The following is an 18,791-nucleotide window of genomic DNA, read 5'->3' as shown; positions in this document are numbered from 1 at the left end:
AGAGTCTCCTATGAGCTGGTGTGGGGGGTTACGTCGTCCATCAAGAGATAGTAAAGCTTCCTAACTCAACGGTGACAGTAAGCGGGCAGCCCGAAGCGGTCAAGGCCCGAAACCAACGCGTGACGCCGCCCAAGGCGAGCGGTACGGAGCGTCAAGGGTAAGAATGTTGACTATCGAGAGGCCGGTCAGCCGATGACGAGGAAGTCGGACCCATCAGCGGACCGGCGCAGCCGGCCGACGGCGCGGAAGAAGCGACTCCCGTGCGGATAGCGGGTCTGCAACCAGCCGTCGGACCGGGTGATGCCCGCTTCCTTGAGGTCGTGCCGGATGCGGTCCGCGAGCATCGCGGCGACGGCCGGGCCGTGGCTCGTGCGGGTGATCTGGAACTCGGTGAACCTGCACGAGTCGGGCGCCGGCTGCTGGAACTGGACCTCCACCGCGCCGAGCACGTCGCCGGCGGTAACCTCGCCGAGCGGTCGCCTGCTGTGGTGCCAATGGTAGAACTTCCAGAACCGCTCGTCGTCCATCGGCCCCGCCTCGCGCACCCGTACCCGGCCGTCCTCTTCCATCACGGCGATGTAGAGCACGCGGTTGTCAGAGCACGGCTTGTCTCTGAAGTGGTGGCGCGAGCAGAGAGGATCCCAGTGGTAGGCGAACCACATCAGCGACGCGGCGAGATCGGGATGGCCGCCGGCCCACCGGTCGTCGAAGAAGAACCACTGCTCACGTGTCTCGCCCCATTCCGCGATGAGCATCTGGACCACATGCTCGTCCACGTGGATGACCGTGCCTTCGCGGCCGCGGGCGGTCCGGATCAGCTCCAGCGCCGCCGCGTGGGAGCTGAGGTCGGCGAGGTAGTCGTCCGGCGGCTCGGCATAGCCGGGCCATCGGTTGCAGCGCTCCAGCGCCGCCGCGATGCCGTCCTCGTCCGGCGCGATCAGCGACCGTAACACCATCAGTTCCAGCGGCCATTCGCCGGTGGTGCCGAGCGAGCGCAGCGCGGCGGCGAACTCCGGGAGCCGGACGCCCCGGAAGGCGTAGGTGTCGTCCCGTCCGATGCTGAAGTGTCTCGCCCTGCAGGTGAGCAGGACCGCGTAGACGGTGCCCGTCCCGGACGATCCGGCCAGGTCGACGGTCTTCCACGGTGGTGTGAACCCGCCGGCGGGGGTGTTCACGGTCGCGGGCAGCGGCCCGTCGTGCACGGCGTAGGACCAGAGGCCGGGGCTGGCCGCCACGGCGGAGTCGTCGACGAGGTAGTACGCCACCTCATACCAGAGGGAGTCGGCGAGCACGCGCACGCTCCGGGCGTCGACGTTGCACTGCTGGAGTTCCGACACCCGGGTCCGGGCCAGGGTGCGCAGTTCCTCCATGCTCCGCGGCGGTGCGTCGCCTTCGAAGAGGGCCGCGAGATACCAGACGTCCGTGCCCAGCTCGCGCTCGAACCACTCGTACGGGTCCCCGGCCGTGGCGTCCTCCCATACGTCATGGACCCACTCCAGCACCGTCGGCTGGGGCATCCGCCACACGCGCTTGCCGAGAACGCCCTGGTCCCATGAGCGGTAGATCAGGTACACGGTGGCCTGCCCTGGAGATCGCCGGAAAGGCGATCTTAACCGTGCGGGTAGTCGCCGGCCGCTTCCTGGAACGCCGGGGGATCTCCACGCGGGCGTATCAAGATCGGCAGGAGGCGTTTCTGGACCCGGCCCGGCGGCTCGGCGAGGATGAGGCCATGGCGGAGAAGCGATCAGCACGGCCGAAAGGTGGCCTGGACTGGACGGCGGTGAGCGCTATGGCGACCGCGGCTGCCGCCGTGGTCGCCCTGGTCGCGTACCTGATGCCGCAGCCCCCGCAGCCCGGCCCGGAACCCACCCCCTCGGCCGCGCAGTCGTCACCGGATCCCGCGCCCACCTCGCCCGCACCGCAGACCTCGAGCCCTCCGCCCGAGCCCAGCACCCCCGAATCCAGCACCCCCGAATCCCGCACTCCCGAATTGCCGGTGCCGAGCTCCACCCCGGTGGCCGAGGATCCCCCCGCAACGCTGTCAGCGGTCCGGCCCGCCGGCTGCGACGAAACGGAGACGGCGCTGGCCACATACCGCCGGGACGCCGGGACCACCCGCGCAGGCCAGGCAGCCGCGGCCCGCCAGGCATACCACGACCTGATGGGCGCGGGCCTCGACGCGCAAGGAGCGGTGGGAACGACCATCCGCCGGCTGGCAGCCGAGTTCCAGGAGCTGAACTTCCGCCTGACCGGTATGACGGGCGGCGATCCCAACCAGGTGATCGCGGACATCAACGCGGACTTCGCCGACCTCAGGAGACTGTGCTGACCTGACGGCGTCACGCCTTGGCGGGCTATGGCTGGGGACGTTGGATGCCGTGGTGATCGAGCAGCAGGCCCACGCCGTGTTCGAGACGGACCAGCCGCGCGTCCATGCCGGTCAGTCGTTCGTCCATGGCGGCGAGCCGATTCGTGTGTTCCCCCTGAACCGCTTTGACCTCGGAGAGGTCCCGGCCGGTTTGGAAAGCCCAAGACTCCAAGGCATTCACACGCTCCTCCATGCTCTTGGTGCTCAAGTCGATCTCCCTTACCGTGGGGGGCAGGGACCTGGCTGATGACCGCAGTCAGGTCCCGGCTGTCGTCAAGGTTAGTCGGTGCCTGGCTGGTCGCCGAGAGACCACGAGGCGGCAGTCCGGTGCGGTCCTCGGCAACCGTCGCCGGGCACCTGAGGTAATGAACACTTTACCCAACGTGACGACAGGCTCGGGCGCGTCACCGCCTGCTGCGCCGCTTGGCGGCATACGGCAGGACGAACAGGTACAGGCCGGTAGGCAGGAGCAGGGCAAGGGGCAGGAGCGGCACGTAGTAGATCCACTCGGCCGGCCCCTCCTGCCCCGCGACGGCGATGGCGACGACGGTGACGACGACGGTCACCGTGAAGGTCATGGACAGCCAGCGGTGCGCCCGCCGGACCCACGTGTTCCCGTTCATGGCTCTCCTTGCGAGACGAGAGACCCCGCTCCGGTGAGCGGGGACATCCATGACGATCACGCTAGGCGCGGCGCGGTGGCCGCCGCTTCTCCGTTCCTGACCGTTCAGCTGGGCGGCGCGGGCGGCTCAGGGGGCGAGGATACGGCGGAGCCAGCGCATCCGGGGCACACCGGCGTCCTGCGAGATCGCGGCGTGCGGGACGATGCCTTCGAAGCCGTGGAACCCGCCCGGCCAGACGTGCAGCTCGGCCTGGCCGCCGGCCTGCCAGATGCGGGTGGCGTAGGCGACGTCCTCGTCGCGGAAGGTCTCGGCCGAGCCGACGTCGATGAACGCCGGGGGCAGCCCCGACAGGTCGGTGGCCCGGGCCGGGGCCGCGTAGGGGGAGACGTCGGGGCCGCCGCGCCGGTCGCCGAGCAGGGCGGTCCAGCCGATCTCGTTGGCCGCGTGGTCCCAGATGCCGAGACCGGCCATCTGCAGGGACGAGGGGGTGTCGTTGCGGTCGTCCAGCATCGGGCACATCAGCATCTGCCCCACCAGGGCCGGGCCCTCGCGGTCGCGGGCCAGCAGGGCCACGGCCGCCGCGAGCCCGCCGCCCGCGCTGCCTCCGGCCACGAGGATGCGGGCCGGGTCGATGCCCAGCTCGGCGGCGTGCTCGGCGGTCCACACCAGGCCCGCGTAGCAGTCTTCCACCGGGGCCGGGTGCGGGTGCTCGGGCGCGAGCCGGTACTCGACCGACACGAGCACCAGACGCAGCTCCTGCGCCACGTCCAGCAGCGAGTCCAGGCCGACGAGCCGGTTCCCGCCGATCATGCCGCCGCCGTGGATGTTGTAGATGGCCGCCAGCGGGGTGGTGGCGCCGGTGGGGCGGCAGATGAGCAGGGTGACGTCGGGCGCTCCGGCCGGGCCGGGCACCTCGCGCTCCTCCACGTCGAACGCCCCGCCGCGGCTGAGCTGCTCGGCGGTGGGCACCGGCATCAGGGCCGAGTTCGCGCGCAGCGCGGGGATCTCGTCCAGCGACGTGAGCGGGGGCATGTGCTGCTGGATCAGGGTCAGGGCCGCGCCGAGTTCGGGGTCGAACGGCACCGGCGCGGCCGGCCGGGCGGGGGACTCGTCGATGCTCATCGGAGAACCTTTCGGTCGGACGTCGCGGCCGACTTGCCGCTGGGACCATGGTGGCCACGGCCGGGCCGGTGGATCGACCGCCAGATGGCGGGCCTTACCCGCCACTCGGCGGGTTTACCCGGCGACCCCGCCGATCGGCGGGCCTGCCCGGCTCGGGGTGGCGGGCCAGCCGCCGGAGTGCGAACGCGAGCTGCAGGCGCAGGCGGCCCTGCGGGGTGCGTACGTCCCAGCCCAGCAGGTGCTCGGCGTGGGTCATCCGTTCCTGCAGGGTGGAGTGGTGGATGGTCAGCTCCGTGGCGGCCGCGCGCAGGCTCTGGGCGTAGGCGACGGCGTGGAGGGTGGCGAGCGTCCAGGGCGCCGCCGACCCGGCCCGCTCCAGGGCGAGGACGTCGGGGACCGCCTCGCCGTCCGGGCGGGCCGCGGCGGCGAGCACCATCAGCCCGCCCAGCTCGTCCGCGAACACCACGCGCGGGCCGGGATCCTGGGCGGATCCCTCGGCCGCCAGGCGCAGCGCGACGCGGGCCAGCCGCCACGACTCGGGAAGCTCCGGCACGGGCACGGCGGGGCCGACCCCCTGGCGCTTCTCGCCGGGCCGGTCAGCGATGATCACCGGGTCACGCTCGATCCGGGCCCGCCCGCCCTCCTCCGCGACCGCGCGGACCCGTACGTCACCTGCCAGGTTGAGCCGCCGGGCGGCGATCAGCCGGGCCTGCGGCGGCGCGGCCGCGTCGAGGAGCAGCTCGACCAGGGCGGGATCCTCACCCGGCCGGGCGGGCGCGCGGCCCCAGGTGCGGTCGAGCACGTCGCGCGCCGCGGCGGCGGCCCGTTCGAGCACGATGGCGTCGACGGGCCCCGCTCGTCCGGGACGCTCCAGCCGGAGCGCCGCCGCTCCGCTGCCCACGTGGTGGGCGGGCCAGCCCGGGTCGGGCGCGGTCCGGTGGTCCTCGCGCTCGCCGTCGGCCCGTACGCGGATCCGCAGGTGACGGTCGGGGTCGGAGAGGCAGGCGGGACAACCGGCCAGCATGGCGGCGCCGCGCACGATCGCCTCCAGACCGGCATGGGCCTGGACGAGACGGTCGAAGTAGGCGATGACCCGCACCGCGGCCCCGGCCTCGGTGTCGAGCGCCGACACCCGGCCCACCAGCTCTCTCATCCCCTCAGCCTAGGTGAGCCGGACCACAGCGGTAGCGATCCGTGACGACCCGCTCTCCCCCGGTCCCACACAGACCGGGCCACAGCTTGCCGGGAACGAGCCGGATCGTCCCGAGATTGCGCTAGGGTGCGGCGATGATCGCCAAGCCGCCCGGATGGCCCTTCGTGATCGTGTGGTCCGCCTTGGCCCTAGTGATCATGTACTGGGCGAGCGTGCCCTTCTGGTACGGGGTCGAGATGCTCCTGGCGGTCGTCCTCGTCGGTCTTCCGCTGATGGCCTACTGGGCGCTGCGGTTCGCCCTGGCGGCTGACAGAGGCGGGATCACCGGACGGGCCGGACGCTGTCTGGCGCCCTGGTTGATCACCTGGGCGACCGTGGTCGCGCTGGCCTACAACGCCCCTTTCGCGCTGCGGTTCTCGCTGTCGGCGCCGGCCCTGGGCGCCTACGCGGAGAGGATCATGGAACGAGGGCCGATCCACTACGAGTCCTGCGAGTGGGCGGGGCTGTACCGGGTGTGCGGTGGAGGAGCCGAGCACGGAAGCCTGGACGGCGTGCCGGTCCCTGGTAGCGCCGGCTTCACGACGACGGAATGGGCCATCTACAGCAACACCGGCTTCGCCTGGCATCCAGGAGCCGTCCCGCAGGAAACCGCCGACGACATCTACGTGCGCATCGTGGGCGACTGGTACGGCTCCCGCGGCTGGGACGGGTGGTGATCACCTCAGGGCGGCCGCCTCCGAGGCGAGCTTCTCGACGCGGGACCAGTCGCCGGCGGACAGGGCGTCGGCCGGGGTGAGCCAGGTGCCGCCGACGCAGCCGACGTTCGGCAGGGCGAGGTAGTCAGGGGCGGTGGCCGGGCGGATGCCGCCCGTCGGGCAGAAGCGGACGTCCGGCAGCGGGCCCTGCAGGGACTTCAGGTACGCGACGCCGCCCGCCGCCTCGGCCGGGAAGAACTTCAGCTCCTTGATGCCCCGCTCCGCCAGCGCCATCGCCTCCGAGGCGGTGGCGGCGCCCGGCAGGTAGGGCAGGCCGCTGGACTCCATCGCCTCCACGAGCGACAGCGTCGTGCCGGGGGACACGAGGAAGCCCGCTCCGGCCTCCAAGGCGGCCGCGATGTCCTGCGAGTTACGGATCGTGCCCGCGCCCACCTTGGCCTCGGGGACCTCGGCGGAGATCCGGGCGATGGCCTCCAGCGCGGGGGCCGTACGGAGCGTCACCTCGATCACGGGCAGGCCGCCGGCCACCAGCGCCCGCGCCATCGGCACGGCGGTCTCCACGTCGTCGATCACCACGACGGGGATCACGGGGGCGAGGTCGAGCAGGCTCATCGGGAACTCCTCAGGTACGGAAAACGCCCGGGACGCGGCGAGGCGCCCGGCGCACGGTGGTCGATCGGGACGGGCCACGCCGGCCGCCAGACCCGCCACCGCGTGGGCCGGTGGGTGGCGTGGGTGGTCATCGGGCCGCCGGCGCGTGCTGGGTGAGCCAGGCGGCGGCGCCCGTCAGGGCGGGCTGCGGCGCGACGATGAGCGAGGTGCCGATCTCCGCCAGGTATGCGGACATGTCGGGATTAGCGGCGAACCTGGCACGGAAGTTGCTGGCGCACACGCGTTCCACGATACGGGGAAGGACGCCTCCGCCCAGGTAGACACCACCCCGCGCGCCGAGAGTCAGCGCGACGTTCCCGGCGAAGCTCCCCAGCATCCCGCAGAACACCTCCACCGTCTCCGCGCACAGCGGGTCGCCGAGCCGCGCCACGATCTCCGAAGCGGCCAGGGACGGCGCCGCGACGCCGTTGACCCGGGCCAGCGCCCGGTGCAGGCGGGCCAGGCCGGGCCCCGACAGCACGTGCTCGGCCACCACCTGGTCCAGGCCCTCCGCACGGAGCGCGCGGACCATCTCCAGCTCCCTGTCGTCGGCCGCGGGCACCGTGACGTGACCGCCCTCGCCGGGGATCGGCACCCAGCCGTGATCGGTCGGCACCAGCCCGCCCACGCCGAGCCCGGTCCCAGGGCCGAGCACCGCCTTCACCCCGTACGAAGGCTCGGGGCCGCCCAGCGGCACCAGCTCGTCCGCGCGCAGGTGCGGCAGCGACACGGCCAGCGCCTCGAAGTCGTTGAGCAGTTTCACGTACGGGACGTCCAGGTCTCGCGTGGACCCGGCCCACGGCGAGTTCGTCAGCCGGTAGCGGTCCCCGTCGATCGGCCCGGCCACGGCCAGGCACGCCGCCCCCGGCCGCACCCCGCCCGCGTGTTCCGCGAGGTAGGCGGCCACGGCGTCGGGCAGCGTCGGATAGACGGCCCCGGACAGCACCGCCACGTGTGACGGCGCGGCTCCTGGCGCCGTGACGAGACCGAACCGGGCGTTCGTCCCCCCGATGTCGGCGACCAGCCACGGCAGCTCCGGCGCCCTCATCGCGACCGTCCGGCGCGTGCAGAACAGCCGCAGGGCCGGGAGAAGCGCATGCCCCGCGAGAGCATGAGGCTCCCGCCGCCGAAGGCCCGGAGGACGGGCCCGGCCAGGCGGTCGCCGCCGTGGATGCTTTCCGAGGGGTGGCCGGGCGCGGCCGGGAGTTTCCCGCCGCGGGAGATGCCCTCCGAGGGCCGAAGGGCGGGCGCGCCCTCGGAGGGAGACCAGGAAGGAGTCACCGGGAGGCTCCCGAGGGAGCGGGCAGCGGGATGCCCGCCTCCAGGTGGGAGGCGCCCGACTCGGCGGGGAACGCCAGCCCGGGGCCGTGGTGCGGCGACTCGGCGCCGCTGACGCCGAAGATGCCGGCCCCCTGCTCGGCGTGCCCCGCCATGCGGCGGAAGGTGGCGAACAGCTCGCGGCCGGTGCCGACCCACTCGGCGTCGCTGAGCGCGCGGCCCGCGGGAGTACGGCGGGCCAGCTCCTCGGCCGGCACGAGCAGGTCCAGGGTGCCCCCGGCCGAGTCGAGGCGGACCACGTCGCCGTCGCGGACCAGCGCGATCGGCCCGCCGTCCGCCGCCTCGGGCGACAGGTGGATGGCGGCGGGCACCTTGCCGGAGGCGCCCGACATGCGGCCGTCGGTGACGATCGCCACCCGCTGCCCCCGGTCCAGCAGCACCGCCAGCGGCGGCGTGAGCTTGTGCAGCTCAGGCATGCCGTTGGCGCTCGGCCCTTGGTAGCGGATGACCGCGACGAAGTCCTGCCCGTCCAGCTCGCCCGCCTCGAAGGCGCGCAGCAGGTCGAGCTGGTCGTCGAAGACCTTCGCCGGCGCCTCGATCACCAGGTGCTCCGGCTTGACCGCCGAGACCTTGCTCACGGCCGTGCCCAGGTTGCCGGAGAGCACGTGGATGCCGCCGTCGGCCGCGAACGGGTCCGACACCGGGCGCAGCACGTCCAGGTCGGAGCTGCCGATGACCGGCTCCCATGCCAGCTCGCCGTCACGCAGCTCCGGCGCCGACCGGTAGCGGTCCAGGCCAGGCCCGGCCACGGTCATCACGTCGGCGTGCAGCAGGCCCGCGTCCAGCAGCTCGCCGATCAGCACCTGCATGCCGCCCGCCTCGCGGAAGTGGTTCACGTCCGCCTGGCCGTTCGGGTAGATCCTGGTGAGCGACGGCACCACCTTGGACAGGCACGACAGGTCATCCCAGGTCAGCACGATCCCGGCGGCGGCCGCCATGGCCACCAGGTGCAGCGTGTGGTTGGTGGAGCCGCCCGTGGCCAGCAGCGCCACGCACGCGTTCACGATCGCCTTCTCGTCGACCAGTTCGCCGATCGGCGTGTACTCGGCGCCGTGCGCGGTGATCTCGACCGCGCGGCGGCCCGCCGCCGCCGTCAGCGCGTGCCGCAGCTCGGTGTGCGGGTTGACGAACGTCGAGCCCGGCAGGTGCAGGCCCATGACCTCCATCAGCGCCTGGTTGGAGTTGGCGGTGCCGTAGAAGGTGCACGTGCCGGGGGAGTGGTAGGACTTCGCCTCGGCGTCCAGCAACTCGCCCCTGCCGAGCTTGCCCTCGGCGAAGAGCTGGCGGGTGCGGGCCTTGACCTTGTTCGGCAGGCCCGACGTCATCGGCCCGGCCGGCACGAAGATCGCGGGCAGGTGGCCGAAGTGCAGCGCGCCGATCAGCAGGCCCGGCACGATCTTGTCGCAGACGCCCAGCAGCAGGCTCGCGTCGAACATGTCGTGCGACAGCGCGATGGCCGTCGACATCGCGATCACGTCGCGGCTGTAGAGGGACAGCTCCATGCCGGCCCTGCCCTGCGTGATGCCGTCGCACATGGCGGGCACGCCGCCCGCCACCTGGGCCACGCCCCCGGCCGCGCGCACCGCCGCCTTCAGCTCCGGCGGGTACGTCTCGTACGGCTGATGGGCGGAGAGCATGTCGTTGTAGCTGGTGACGATCGCCACGCCCGGCTTGGCCGTGCCGCGCAGGGCGGGCTTGTCGGAGTCGGGCGCGGCGGCGAAGCCGTGCGCGAGGTTCGCGCAGCCCAGGTGCGCGCGGGCCGGGCCCTTCGCGCGGGCGTTCTCGCCGTCGCGGCGGATCCTGGCCAGGTACGCGGCCCGGCTGGTCGCGCTGCGGCCGGCGATGCGGTCGGTGATCCGCTGGATGACGGGGTGCATGGAAGTCATAGAAGTCACGCCTCCTCCTCGTGCCAGGCGCGGCCACTGCGGCCGAGGAGCTCGTGCGCGCCTGCGGGGCCGGTCGTCCCGGCGGGATACGGTTCGGGCAGTTCGGGGGAGGAGCGCCAGGCGTCCAGGATCGGGTCGATCCAGCGCCACGCGGCCTCCACCTCGTCACGGCGCATGAAGAGCGTCGGGTTGCCGGCCAGCACGTCGCTCAGCAGCCGCTCGTACGCCTCGGGAACGCGGGCGGGGAACGTCTCGCCGAAGTTCAGGCTGAGCGGCACCGGCTTGAGCGACACCTCGCCCGCGCCCGGCTCCTTGGCCATGATGTGCAGCTCGATGCCCTCCTCCGGCTGCAGCCGCAGCACCAGGCGGTTCGGCGAGCCGCCGGGGAAGATGGAGTGCGGCACGTCCTTGAACTGCACCACGATCTCCGAGCGCCGGTTCGGCAGCCGCTTGCCGGTGCGCAGGTAGAACGGCACCCCGGCCCAGCGCCAGTTGCGGATCTCGGCGCGGATCGCGGTGAACGTCTCCACCCGCTCCGACGACTCGGTCGGCGGCGTCGAGCCGGGCTCCTCCAGGTAGCCGGCCATGCCGTCGGCGGCGGTGTACTGGCCGCGCACGGTGAAGCGGCCGACCTCGCCGCCGGTGATCGGGCGCAGCGCCTGCAGCACCTTCACCTTCTCGTCGCGGATCGCCTCGCGGTCGTTGCGCGCGGGCGGCTCCATCGCGGTCAGCGTCAGCAGCTGCAGCAGGTGGTTCTGCACCATGTCGCGGAGCGCGCCGGCGTGGTCGTAGTAGCCGCGCCGGCCGGGCGTGCCGACGGTCTCGGCGGCGGTGATCTGTACGTGGTCGATCCAGAGTGAGTTCCAGATCGGCTCCAGGAACGCGTTGGCGAAGCGGAGCACGAGCAGGTTCTGCACCGTCTCCTTGCCCAGGTAGTGGTCGATGCGGAAGATCTGGTGCTCGTCGAAGATGGCGCCGACCTCGTCGTTGATCCGCTGGGCGCTCGGCAGGTCGTGGCCGAGCGGCTTCTCCAGCACCACCCGGGAGCGCGGGGTCACCAGCCCCGCCCGGTCCACCTCCCGGCAGAACGGGCCGAACGTCCTGGGCGGGCTCGCCAGGTAGAACACGCGGTCGCGGTCCTCGGCCAGCGTCGCGCGCAGCGCGTCCCAGCCGGTGCGGTCCTGCCCGCCCACGTCCACCGTCAGATGGTGCAGGCGGCCCAGGAAGCGCTGCCACATGGCGTGGTCGTCGACCGGCACCACGTCGCGTACCTGGGCGTCCACCTTGCCGCGGAAGTCCGCGTCCGTCAGCCCGCCCCTGGACAGGGCGATGACGCGCGTCTCCGGCGAGAGCCGGCCGTCCCTGTCGCTGTGGTACAGCGCGGGGAGCAGCTTGCGCATGGACAGGTCGCCGGTACCGCCGAAGACCACCAGGTCGGCGGTGTGGGCGGCCGGGGAAGGCGAGAGCGGGGACACGAACAGGACTCCGATGATCTACCAAAGCGGGGACAGAACGGACACTAGCCAGGGTTTCGGTCCTACACAAGCATAGTTTTGCTATTTGAGATGAAAAAGTAGCGACTTTTCATGACACAACTAGGTGTGGTTCACTTAGCCGATGTCTCGACGTACCGCAGCCACCCTCGCCACCAGCGGTGACGTGCTGCAGCTGATCCGCACCGGTACGGCCGTGACGCGGACCGACATCGGCCGGGTCACCGGCCTGTCACGCCCCGCGGTGCAGCTCCGCGTCGACGAGCTGCTGGAACGCGGCCTGGTCGTCGAGCGCGCGGACGCTCCCTCGACCGGCGGGCGCCCGCCGGTGCGGCTGGAGTTCAACGCGTCCGGCGGCGTCGTCCTGGTCGCGGCGCTGGGCGCGAGCCGCACCCGCGTGTCCATCTGCGACCTGAGCGCCCGCGAGCTCGCCGGGCAGGACTTCGCGATCGACGTCGAGCAGGGCCCCGACGTGGTGCTGCCCCTCGTCATGGACACCTGGGACGAACTGCTCGGCGACCGGCCCCGCTCCATGGTCAAGGGCGTCGGGATGGGCATGCCCGCCACCGTCGAGTTCGCCGAGGGCCGCACCGAGAGCGCCAGGGTGATGGCGTCCTGGACGGGCGTGGTGATCCCGCCGCTGGTCCGGGCCCGCTTCCCGGTGCCCGTGCTGGTCGACAACGACGTGAACGTGCTGGCCATCGGCGAGCACCGGGGCGCCTACCCCGACCTGGACGACCTGATGTTCATCAAGGTGTCCACCCGGATCGGCGCCGGCATCATCGCCGGGGGCGGCATCCTGCGCGGCGCGCTCGGCGCGGCCGGAGAGATCGGCCACATCCCGGTACGCGACGGCGGCGGCGTGCTGTGCCGGTGCGGCAACGTCGACTGCGTCGACTCCGTCGCCAGCGGCACCGCGCTCCTGCGTGACCTGCGCGCCGCCGGCAAGGACGTCAAGAACATCGCCGACGTGACCCGCCTGGTGCGGGCCGGTGACGCCGAGACGATGGCGACCGTGCGCGAGGCCGGGCGCCGGATCGGCGAGGTCGTGGCCGGGGCGGTCAACATACTCAACCCGTCGGTCGTGGTGCTGGGCGGCGACATGGCGGAGGCGTTCGGGCCGCTGGTGTCCAGCATCCGCGAGGTCGTCTACCGCCGCTCCACCGCGCTGGCCACCAGACGGCTGCGCATCGAGCCGAGCCGGCTGGGGCCGGCCGCCGGCATCAGCGGCTGCGCCGTCATGGTCCTCGACCACGTCCTCTCACCCGAGGCGGTCGACGAGTCCCTCGCCACCCGCCGCCCCCTGCACCCTGCGAAACCCCTCTGACGACCCCCGATCCACCTGGGCGTCGCACGCGTCAGGGAGAGGAATCTCTTCGGGGACTCTCGGGCTGTGCGTCGTAGTGCCGGGGAGGGAACCTCCGTGGGAACCCCCTTGGGCTGGGCGCCGTCGTGCGTGCCTTTGGCCCGCTCAGCTCGCCGTAGTGCCGGGTTGGGGAGGGGTGCTCTCCCGGGTGCTCAGCGGTGGCCGGGGATGCGGTTCGGGCGCGTGAGGCGCTTCTTCGTCTTGGTCTTGGTGGTCGTCGGGGTGGGGCGGGTGCCCGGGGCGGGGTGGGCCGTGGTGAGGGCCGGGCCGGCGGGGGCGAGGGCGCCCGCCCGGCTTTCCCTGTCCGTACGGGAGGACGGGGTGGCAAGGGAGGTCTCGCCCGGGGACGGCGCCACCGAGGACGGTGCGGACGACGGCGAGGGGCGGGGGGAGCTCCGGGCGGTGGGCCGGTCAGGGGTGCCCGTGGGGGACGGGCGCGCGTCACGGCGGGGCATCGACAGGTGACGCGGGTCGGCCCGGCCGGAAGCCGACTCGATCGCCCCTCGCGGCTCGGCGAGACCCGGCACGCCCGGCTGGGGCATGCTGGCGGTGGAGAGCGACGTGCCCGGCGACCCGGCGGCGGCCAGGACGCCGGCGAGGACGAGCATGAGGGTGCCGGTCAGCGTGCCGGCGATCTGCAGGATCCGCCCGCGCCGTTCGGTCTCTCTCACAGAGGCAGATGATAGTCAGCCCTGGCGGTGCTCGAACGGCGAAGCGGAGAATCGTGATCAAGAAGGACGTCCCGGTTCAGGCCGCCGGGTGGTGGCCGCAGGTGCAGAGCAGGCCGTTCAGCGCCGCCTCCAGGTCGCTCCCGCTGCTCGTGGGCGCCGGGAAGAGGAAGCGGACGAGCGAGCCGTCCGCCCTCACTGTGACCCCCCGGCTGTCCAGCTCCCATAGCCACACCTCGCCGGCGGGCCTGCCGAGATGGCGGGACACCCCGTTGGTCAGCTGCTCGCGGTGCGCGGCGTTGACGTGCGCCAGCACCCGCTCGGCCGGTTCGGCGAGCGGGTCGGGCTCGGCGTCCAGGTAGTCGTCGGCGTCCAGCACCCCGGACTCCTGCCCGGTCAGGTACACCACCTGGGCCACGTCCACCCGCAGCAGCCGGGGCGCGTCCGGCCGCCCGTAGCGCTCCAGGGCGTCGAACAGCGCCTCGTCGGCCGTGTTCGCCGCCACCGCGACCGCCGCCGCCCGCGCCTCGCCCGCCGGCACCGGCTGCGCCCAGCCCTGCACCTCCATCAGCCCGCGCGGGTGCTCGTCGTCCCCGAGCCTGCGCATCGCCGCCAGGTTGACCGCCACCACGGCGTCCTGGTGCAGCCGGTGCAGCCCGTGCAGCGGCTCGCCGGGCAGCACCAGCAGCACCGGCCTGCCCCGCTCGTCGACGCCGCCCCTGGCGCGGGCAGGGACGCCGTCGACGGTCAGCTTGACCACCGAGGCGGTCGCGGCGAGAGTGCGGATCCGCTGCGGGATGGGCAGCATGGCGCCTCCTTGGCGTGTAGGTTAGCCTTACCTAAGTAAGCATTACCTAAGCACAATGAGGTGAACGTGCGCTACACCGGTCCCAAGGTGCGCCTGTCGCGCCGCGCGGGAGTGCCGCTGACCAGGAAAGCCGTCCGCTACTTCGAGCAGCGCCCGTACCCGCCGGGCGAGCACGGCCGCAAGACCAATCGCCGCAACACCGGCGACTACGGGGTCCGCCTGCTGGAGAAGCAGAAGCTGCGCTGGTACTACGACGTGTCGGAGCGGCAGCTGCGCCGCTACTGGGACCTGGCCGAGCGCCGGCCGGGGGCGTCCGGCGCCGAGCTGGTCTCCATCCTGGAGTCCCGGCTGGCCTCGCTGGTGATGCGCTCCGGGCTGGCGCCGTCGATCTACGCCGCCCGTCAGTACGTGGCGCACGGGCACATCGCGGTGGACGGCCGCAAGGTGGACATCCCCAGCTACCTGGTCAAGCCCGGCCAGGTCGTGTCGGTGCGGGAGCGGTCGCGCCGGATGCAGCCGTTCGTGGCCGCCGCCGAGGGGATCCACGCGGACGAGCGCACCGCCCCGTACCTGAGCGTGGACCTGCCCGCGCTGACCTTCACCCTGCTGGCCGTCCCGATGCGGGAGCAGGTGCCCGTGCCCGTGGACGAGCTGCTCGTGGTCGAGTTCTACTCCCGCTGACCCTCGCGGCGCGCGCGTGCCCGGCGGGCCGTCAGGCGCTGGTGCGCTTCTTGGCCCGCGGGGTGACGCGGCGCAGTGCCGCCACCTCCTTGCGCAGCTCCGCCAGCTCGTCCAGGATGCGCTGGGTCGAGGCGGCCGACAGGTCCTCCATCTCGGCCCGCTCCTCCTTCGCCTCCTCGTCCATGGCGCTCACCACCACCGCCATGAACAGGTTGAGCACCACGAACGTGCAGAGCAGTATGAAGATCGTGAAGAAGATCCAGGCCGACGGGTGGACCTCCATCACCTCACGCGCGATGTTGCCCCAGTCGTCGCCCGTCATCGTCTGGAACAGCGTGAACAACGACGTCGGCAGGCTGCCGAAGCGCTCCGGCGCCGTCTGCCCGTACAACTTGGTCGCCAGCACCGCGGCCACGTAGAGCACCAGCGACAGCAGCACCACGATCGAGCTCATCCCCGGCATCGCGCGCAGTAGGGCCGAGACCACCTTGCGCAGGCTCGGCACCGCCGACAGCAGGCGCAGCGCGCGCAGGATGCGCAGCGAGCGCAGCACCGACAGGCTGCTCGCCGTGGCGGGCGCCACCGCGATCAGGACGATCACCGTGTCGAAGATGTTCCACGGGTCGCGGTGGAACCGTGAACGCTCCACGTAGATCTTGGCCGCCAGCTCGACCACGAAGATCGCCAGCGCGAGCTGGTCCAGCAGGGCCAGCAGGTCGCCGTAGCGGGACGCCACGGAGGGGACGGTCTCCAGACCGAGGACCGCGGCGTTGACCAGGATCACGGCGACGATGAACCGCTGGAAGTGCCGGTGCGCCAGGATGGCGCGGAGGCGTTCACGCACGGGGGAGGGCTCCTCCTCGAAAGGGATGGATTGCCCGACTATTTTGGCGTAAAAGGATCACTGCTCCGGTATCAGCCGGAAGACCCGCAGTTCCCGCCCGGACCTGGCCGTGTAGCGCTCGTAGAACGGCGAGCCCGCCACCAGTCCTGGCCACACCGCGGTCCGCTCGTCACCGGTCAGCAGGCGCGCGCTCACCGGGATCTCGCGCCCCTGGAAGGACACGGCCGCCTCCGGGCGGGCCAGCAGGTTGGCCGTCCACGCGGGGTGGCGCTCGGCGCCGAAGTTGCTGCCCACGACCAGCAGCGACCCGTCGGGTTCGCGGACGCAGGCCAGCCGGGTGCGGCGCGGCTCCCCGGACCGGGCGCCGGTGGTCATCAGGACCAGGGAGCGGTCGCCGCCGACCGGCTTGCCGCCGGACATCTTGTCGATCAGCCGCTCGACCTTCGGCACCATCCTCGGACCGGCTCGCATGAACCACTCGGTACCGGCCAGCCACTGGAACGCGCCCTTGATCATTCAAGCAGTGTACAAGCGGCTGGCAATGAGGCTGCTGTGGTATAAAACCCACCTGATTGCCTGACAACCGAGGGGTCAAGTCACCCATGTCCTATCCCCACTACGGCCCCGGCTACTACGGCCCGCCACCGCAGACGCACCCCAACGGGACGACCATCCTGGTGATGGGCATCCTCAGCCTGGTCATCTGCCAGATCCTCGGGCCGTTCGCCTGGAACATGGGCACCAAGGCGCTGCGGGAGATCGACGCCAGCGGTTATGTGTACGAGAACCGCGGCATGGTGCAGGCCGGCCGGATCTGCGGCATCGTCAGCACCTGCATCATGGGCGGGATCATCCTCATCTACGGGGTGTTCATCGTGTTCGCCATCGTCATGGCGTCGGTCAGCTAGCGCCGCACGCAGTAGTCGCCGATGCCCGACTCCAGCAGGCCGAAAGCCGCCTCGGCCTGCGCCCGGAGGTCGGGTGCTATCGTCTCCCACGGCTCACCGGCCAGCGAGCGCCGCACGGCGTAGTCCGACAGCAGCCGGGTCGTGGTGAGGATCTGGGCGGCCACCAGCCGGGGGGCCAGATCGTCGGCGTCCGCGTCGAGCTCGTCGGCCAGCGCCTCCGCGAGCGCCTCCTCTCGCTGCTGATGGATCTCCCGCATCCGGGCCAGCAGTGACGGGCTCTCGCCCACCATCCTGGCGAACACGTCGGCCCCGTCCTGCAGGCCGTACTGCCACCCCCGGGTCTCGACCGCCGCCACGAAGTCGCGGCGGAACGCCCGCACCGCGCTCTCGCCCTTCTCCCGCGCGCGCAGCACCTCCACCGGCAGGCTCTCGACGAACTCCTGCCGGTCGGCGAACAGGTCCTCTTTCGTGCGGAAGTAGTTGAACACCGTGTTCACCGACACGTCGGCGGCCCGCGCCACCTCGGCCACGGTCACGTTGTCGAACCCGCGCGTCATGAACAGCCCCATCGCCGTGTCCGCGATGCGCTCCCGGGTCTCGCGCTTCTTCCGCTCCCGCAGCCCCTCTTCCATGCCTTCATCGTACCAATATTGCAGTGGCCCCAAAATTGTGTCTACTCTAAATTTGGAGGCGATGAAGTGATCGAGACATCAGGTCTGAGCAAGACCTTCACCGGCGGCGTCGAAGCCGTCAGGAACGTGACCATGTCCGTGCGGAGCGGCGAGATCGTCGGCTTCCTCGGCCCGAACGGCGCGGGCAAGACCACGACCATGCGCATGCTGACCACCCTGCTGCCGCCCACCGGGGGCACCGCGACCGTGGCCGGCCAGGACCTGCTGGCCGGCCCGAGAGAGGTGCGGCGCCGCATCGGCTACGTGTCCCAGTCCGGCTGGACGGACCCGACCGTCCCGATCGGCGACGAACTGGAGCTGCAGGGCATGCTGTACGGGCTCTCCCGCGTCGAGGCGCTGGCCCGGGCCGCCGAGGTGCTGGCCATGCTCGGCCTCGACGGCGTGCGGGACAGGCCGGGCGGCGCGCTCTCCGGCGGGCAGCGGCGCCGCGCCGACATCGCGTTCGCGCTGCCGCACCGGCCGGCGCTGCTGTTCCTGGACGAGCCCACCACCGGGCTCGACCCGCAGACCCGGGCCCACCTGTGGGACCACATCCGCGCGCTGCGCGACCACCACGGAGTGACGATCTTCTTGACCACCCACTACCTGGACGAGGCCGACGCCCTCTGCGACCGGCTGCTGATCATCGACCACGGCGAGATCGCCGCCTCGGGCACCCCGGCCGAGCTCAAGGCCGGGCGCACCCTCGACGCGGCGTTCCTGGACATCACCGGCAGAAGCCTGCGTGAGGAGGCCGGCGTCCGATGATCCGCGACACCTGGGTGCTCTTCCGGCACAACCTGCGGATCACGCTCCGCCAGAAGGTCGGGATGATCTTCGGAGCCATCCAGCCGCTCTTCTTCCTCGTGCTGTTCGGCCCCATCTTCGCCACGTTCGGCACCTGGGAGGTGCTGGTGCCCGGGCTGATCATCCAGCTCAGCCTGCTGAGCACGGGCATGGCCGGGTTCGGCGTGGTCTTCGAGAGACGCACCGGCGTGCTGGAGCGGATGCGGGTCACCCCGGCCTCCCGCCTGGCGCTGCTGCTCGGCCGCGTGCTCACCAACGTGGTCACGCTGGTGGTCCAGGTCGTGCTGCTGGTCGCGGTCGGCTACGCCTTCGGGCTGCGCGCCCCCGCCGCGGGGCTGCTGGCCGGGCTCGCGCTGATCGTGGTGCTCGGCACCAGCATGGCCGCGCTCTCGTACGCGATCGCGCTCACCATGGACGAGCAGCTGTTCGCGCCCGTGATGAGCACCGCGGTGATCCCGCTGGCGCTGCTGTCGGGGTCGTTCCTGCCGATGTCGATGGCCCCCGGCTGGCTCGACGCGCTCTCGTACGTCAGCCCGTTCAGATATGCGGTGGAGGCGCTGCGCGAGCTGTTCGCCGGCCACTACCTGACGGGCACGGTGCTGGCCGGAGTGGTGGTGACGGCGCTGTTCGCCGTGGCCGGCCTGGCGGTCGGCACCCGCGTGTTCAACCGCCAGGCCGCGTAGCGACG

21 protein-coding genes are annotated in these 18,791 nt (G+C 72.0%); 7 read left to right on the top strand and 14 right to left on the bottom strand.

The window, feature by feature from the left end; all coding sequences use genetic code 11:
* Positions 1-185 precede the first annotated feature (185 nt).
* A complete protein-coding gene (locus tag FR742_RS20365; protein ID WP_148032410.1) occupies positions 186-1,574 on the bottom strand; it encodes a hypothetical protein in 1,389 nt (462 codons plus the stop codon).
* A 41-nt stretch (positions 1,575-1,615) separates the two neighbouring features.
* On the opposite strand from FR742_RS20365, the gene FR742_RS20360 reads away from it, so the two are divergent.
* A complete protein-coding gene (locus tag FR742_RS20360; protein ID WP_148032409.1) occupies positions 1,616-2,329 on the top strand; it encodes a hypothetical protein in 714 nt (237 codons plus the stop codon).
* Positions 2,330-2,354: 25 nt separating this feature from the next.
* Here the strand turns inward: FR742_RS20360 and FR742_RS20355 are convergent, their stop codons facing one another.
* From FR742_RS20355 to FR742_RS20340, 4 genes are all read right to left on the bottom strand, one after another.
* Entirely contained in the window at positions 2,355-2,576 is a 222-nt protein-coding gene (locus FR742_RS20355; protein ID WP_148032408.1) for a hypothetical protein, read from the bottom strand.
* A 196-nt stretch (positions 2,577-2,772) separates the two neighbouring features.
* Positions 2,773-2,991, bottom strand: coding sequence for a hypothetical protein (locus FR742_RS20350; protein WP_148032407.1), 219 nt, complete (start codon positions 2,989-2,991; stop codon positions 2,773-2,775).
* Between the two features lie 126 nt (positions 2,992-3,117).
* Entirely contained in the window at positions 3,118-4,113 is a 996-nt protein-coding gene (locus FR742_RS20345) for an alpha/beta hydrolase (RefSeq protein WP_148032406.1), read from the bottom strand.
* A gap of 94 nt (positions 4,114-4,207) precedes the next feature.
* Complete coding sequence (locus FR742_RS20340) at positions 4,208-5,266, bottom strand: helix-turn-helix domain-containing protein (protein ID WP_148032405.1); 1,059 nt, start codon at positions 5,264-5,266, stop codon at positions 4,208-4,210.
* 134 nt (positions 5,267-5,400) lie between these two features.
* On the opposite strand from FR742_RS20340, the gene FR742_RS20335 reads away from it, so the two are divergent.
* Positions 5,401-5,982 carry a hypothetical protein gene (locus FR742_RS20335; RefSeq protein WP_148032404.1) on the top strand — a complete coding sequence of 194 codons (582 nt, stop codon included), beginning with the start codon at positions 5,401-5,403 and terminating at the stop codon, positions 5,980-5,982.
* Here FR742_RS20335 and eda read toward each other — a convergent pair whose 3' ends face one another.
* From eda to zwf, 4 genes are all read right to left on the bottom strand, one after another.
* Positions 5,983-6,594, bottom strand: a complete 612-nt coding sequence (gene eda, locus FR742_RS20330) for a bifunctional 4-hydroxy-2-oxoglutarate aldolase/2-dehydro-3-deoxy-phosphogluconate aldolase (protein WP_148032403.1) — start codon at positions 6,592-6,594, stop codon at positions 5,983-5,985.
* Between the two features lie 127 nt (positions 6,595-6,721).
* A complete protein-coding gene (gene glk, locus FR742_RS20325; protein WP_148032402.1) occupies positions 6,722-7,681 on the bottom strand; it encodes a glucokinase in 960 nt (319 codons plus the stop codon).
* Between the two features lie 229 nt (positions 7,682-7,910).
* Positions 7,911-9,857: a phosphogluconate dehydratase gene (edd, locus tag FR742_RS20320; RefSeq protein ID WP_148032401.1), complete on the bottom strand. Its 1,947-nt coding sequence runs from the start codon at positions 9,855-9,857 to the stop codon at positions 7,911-7,913.
* Positions 9,858-9,862: 5 nt separating this feature from the next.
* On the bottom strand, positions 9,863-11,332 hold the full coding sequence (gene zwf / locus FR742_RS20315; RefSeq protein ID WP_148032400.1) for a glucose-6-phosphate dehydrogenase: 1,470 nt from the start codon (positions 11,330-11,332) through the stop codon (positions 9,863-9,865).
* Between the two features lie 142 nt (positions 11,333-11,474).
* On the opposite strand from zwf, the gene FR742_RS20310 reads away from it, so the two are divergent.
* Positions 11,475-12,677: an ROK family transcriptional regulator gene (locus FR742_RS20310; RefSeq protein WP_148032399.1), complete on the top strand. Its 1,203-nt coding sequence runs from the start codon at positions 11,475-11,477 to the stop codon at positions 12,675-12,677.
* Positions 12,678-12,868: 191 nt separating this feature from the next.
* Here FR742_RS20310 and FR742_RS20305 read toward each other — a convergent pair whose 3' ends face one another.
* A complete protein-coding gene (locus tag FR742_RS20305) occupies positions 12,869-13,387 on the bottom strand; it encodes a hypothetical protein (RefSeq protein WP_148032398.1) in 519 nt (172 codons plus the stop codon).
* A 76-nt stretch (positions 13,388-13,463) separates the two neighbouring features.
* On the bottom strand, positions 13,464-14,192 hold the full coding sequence (locus FR742_RS20300; protein WP_148032397.1) for a DUF2470 domain-containing protein: 729 nt from the start codon (positions 14,190-14,192) through the stop codon (positions 13,464-13,466).
* A 66-nt stretch (positions 14,193-14,258) separates the two neighbouring features.
* Between FR742_RS20300 and rpsD the strand changes: the two genes are divergently transcribed.
* Positions 14,259-14,873, top strand: coding sequence for a 30S ribosomal protein S4 (gene rpsD, locus FR742_RS20295; RefSeq protein ID WP_148032396.1), 615 nt, complete (start codon positions 14,259-14,261; stop codon positions 14,871-14,873).
* 31 nt (positions 14,874-14,904) lie between these two features.
* Here rpsD and FR742_RS20290 read toward each other — a convergent pair whose 3' ends face one another.
* On the bottom strand, positions 14,905-15,717 hold the full coding sequence (locus tag FR742_RS20290; RefSeq protein ID WP_148032395.1) for an ion transporter: 813 nt from the start codon (positions 15,715-15,717) through the stop codon (positions 14,905-14,907).
* Between the two features lie 57 nt (positions 15,718-15,774).
* Positions 15,775-16,233, bottom strand: coding sequence for a nitroreductase family deazaflavin-dependent oxidoreductase (locus FR742_RS20285; RefSeq protein ID WP_148032394.1), 459 nt, complete (start codon positions 16,231-16,233; stop codon positions 15,775-15,777).
* Positions 16,234-16,319: 86 nt separating this feature from the next.
* Here FR742_RS20285 and FR742_RS20280 point away from each other — a divergent pair, with 86 nt between their 5' ends.
* Positions 16,320-16,625 carry a DUF4190 domain-containing protein gene (locus FR742_RS20280; RefSeq protein WP_148032393.1) on the top strand — a complete coding sequence of 102 codons (306 nt, stop codon included), beginning with the start codon at positions 16,320-16,322 and terminating at the stop codon, positions 16,623-16,625.
* Here FR742_RS20280 and FR742_RS20275 read toward each other — a convergent pair.
* A complete protein-coding gene (locus FR742_RS20275; RefSeq protein WP_148032392.1) occupies positions 16,622-17,257 on the bottom strand; it encodes a TetR/AcrR family transcriptional regulator in 636 nt (211 codons plus the stop codon). The genes FR742_RS20280 and FR742_RS20275 overlap by 4 nt on opposite strands.
* A gap of 66 nt (positions 17,258-17,323) precedes the next feature.
* Here FR742_RS20275 and FR742_RS20270 point away from each other — a divergent pair, with 66 nt between their 5' ends.
* Positions 17,324-18,064 (top strand): ABC transporter ATP-binding protein, encoded by a 741-nt coding sequence (locus FR742_RS20270; protein WP_261808635.1) that lies wholly within the window; start codon positions 17,324-17,326, stop codon positions 18,062-18,064.
* Positions 18,061-18,786 carry an ABC transporter permease gene (locus FR742_RS20265; RefSeq protein ID WP_148032391.1) on the top strand — a complete coding sequence of 242 codons (726 nt, stop codon included), beginning with the start codon at positions 18,061-18,063 and terminating at the stop codon, positions 18,784-18,786. Before FR742_RS20270 ends, FR742_RS20265 begins: the two co-directional genes overlap by 4 nt.
* Positions 18,787-18,791: the final 5 nt, after the last annotated feature.

It is taken from the genome of Nonomuraea sp. C10 (assembly GCF_008017515.1).
Classification (GTDB): Bacteria; Actinomycetota; Actinomycetes; order Streptosporangiales; family Streptosporangiaceae; genus Nonomuraea; species Nonomuraea ferruginea.
The sequence above is the reverse complement of the archived record's forward strand: the minus strand, read 5'-3'. Positions and strand labels throughout refer to the sequence as shown.